General features: G+C 49.9%; 3 protein-coding genes. All 3 read left to right on the forward strand.

The window, feature by feature from the left end:
• Nucleotides 1-110 precede the first annotated feature (110 nt).
• A complete protein-coding gene (gene smrA / locus ABYP33_RS19030; RefSeq protein ID WP_373092913.1) occupies nucleotides 111-692 on the forward strand; it encodes a DNA endonuclease SmrA in 582 nt (193 codons plus the stop codon).
• Between the two features lie 142 nt (nucleotides 693-834).
• Entirely contained in the window at nucleotides 835-1,038 is a 204-nt protein-coding gene (locus ABYP33_RS19035; RefSeq protein ID WP_301029146.1) for a helix-turn-helix domain-containing protein, read from the forward strand.
• A gap of 2 nt (nucleotides 1,039-1,040) precedes the next feature.
• Nucleotides 1,041-1,604, forward strand: a 564-nt coding sequence (locus ABYP33_RS19040) for an SNF2-related protein (RefSeq protein ID WP_373092916.1), incomplete at its 3' end; no start/stop codon positions are given.

Below are 1,604 nucleotides of genomic sequence, written 5' to 3' on the forward strand. Positions count from 1 at the left end.
CAGCGCATTGATTGTTTTGGCCGCAGAGCGGGCATAGCGCAGCGGCCTTTGGCGGACCGTTTCGCGAGGTTTGGCTGCTGAGCATAAATTTACCTTATACGGAGGTGAGCATGGACGAAGAAGAGCAATTGTTCGCCCAAGAGATGAGTGGTGTCAAACGCCTTGAGCTAGATGCGCGGGTTGCCCTGAAAAAACAGGGTGTCGACAATATTAATATTGCCGCTCGGCGCGAGGCAGCCACGGCGCGCAGCGAGCGCCGAAATTTTTTATCGACCGGGGATATTGAATTACTCGATCCCTACCATATTTTGGAGTTTAAGCGCGAAGGTGTGCAGCACGGTGTATTTCGCCGTTTAAAACAGGGTAAATACCGCATTGAGGCGAGTTTAGATCTGCATAAAATGACGGTGGAACAGGCGCGTCTAGAGGTTTTTGAGTTTATTCGCGAGGCCATGAAATTGGATTTGCGGGCGGTGATCATTGTCCACGGTCGCGGCCACAATAGCAGTTCCAAGGGCGCGGTATTAAAGTCTTATGTGAATCGCTGGCTGCCAGAGATGGAAGAAATACAGGCTTATTGCAGTGCCCAGCCCCAGCATGGCGGTGCGGGTGCGGTGTATATTATGCTGCGGAAAAGCGAGACTAAAAAGCAGGAAAACCGCGACCGCTTTAGTCGCAGTCGCGGGGCCTAGGTCTCATTAACTAAATTGATCGTCGCCGCGATGCTCATAGCGCAGGAGTAATAATAACGAGTGTCTGATACTTGCGATTTTCCCAAGACTGGCAAATACTACCTGTTATTGGCTAAATACTGTTAATAACAAGAGCGTCGCGGTGTCTAATATAAACAGTGATCAAGTTCTGACCCTTGAGGAATTGGCGCTCTACTTAAAAATTCCTAAGTCAACCTTGTACAAACTGGTGCAAGAGGGGCGGGTGCCCGGCCAAAAATTAGGCAAGCAGTGGCGGTTTGGCAAGCTAGCCATAGATCGCTGGCTAGATTCAGAGCAAAAGCGTGATGGCAAGGGGGGGCAGTAGCGGTGTTTACTCCTCATCAAAGTGCCTATTTTGCCCACTGGCTAACGCAAAGTGGCCGCATAGAAAACCAAGTATCCCGAACCATGGCCTCTGCTCGGGTGGATATGAATCCCCACCAAGTTGAGGCAGCCTGCTTCGCGCTAAAGTCCCCCTTGGCAAAAGGAGTTTTATTGGCCGATGAAGTGGGCCTTGGTAAGACCATTGAAGCCAGTTTGGTTATTGCCCAAAAATGGGCCGAGGGTAAAAAGAAAATATTGCTGGTGACTCCCGCATCATTAAGAAAGCAGTGGAACCAAGAGCTGGCAGATAAGTTTGAGCTACCTTCAATCATTATCGACAGTAAAATCGCCAAGGAACAGCGCCAGCAAGGCTTGACGAATCCCTTTGATCAAACTGAAAACATCGTTATTTGCTCGTACCAGTATATTGCCGCGCAAAAAGACCGCGTTGGACTAATTGACTGGCATTTAGTGGTGTTTGACGAGGCTCACAAGCTTCGGAATGTGTATCAGAATAAGGGCAGCAAGCAGGCAAAGGCGGTGGTGGATGCGACCCGTCATGCTGAG

Source organism: Zhongshania sp. (genome assembly GCF_041584495.1).
In the GTDB taxonomy this organism is placed as follows: Bacteria; Pseudomonadota; Gammaproteobacteria; order Pseudomonadales; family Spongiibacteraceae; genus Spongiibacter.

Bases quoted from the DNA above. Each gene is read 5' to 3' on its own strand.
- smrA (WP_373092913.1), top strand. From the start codon at position 111: ATGGACGAAGAAGAGCAATTGTTCGCCCAAGAGATGAGTGGTGTCAAA.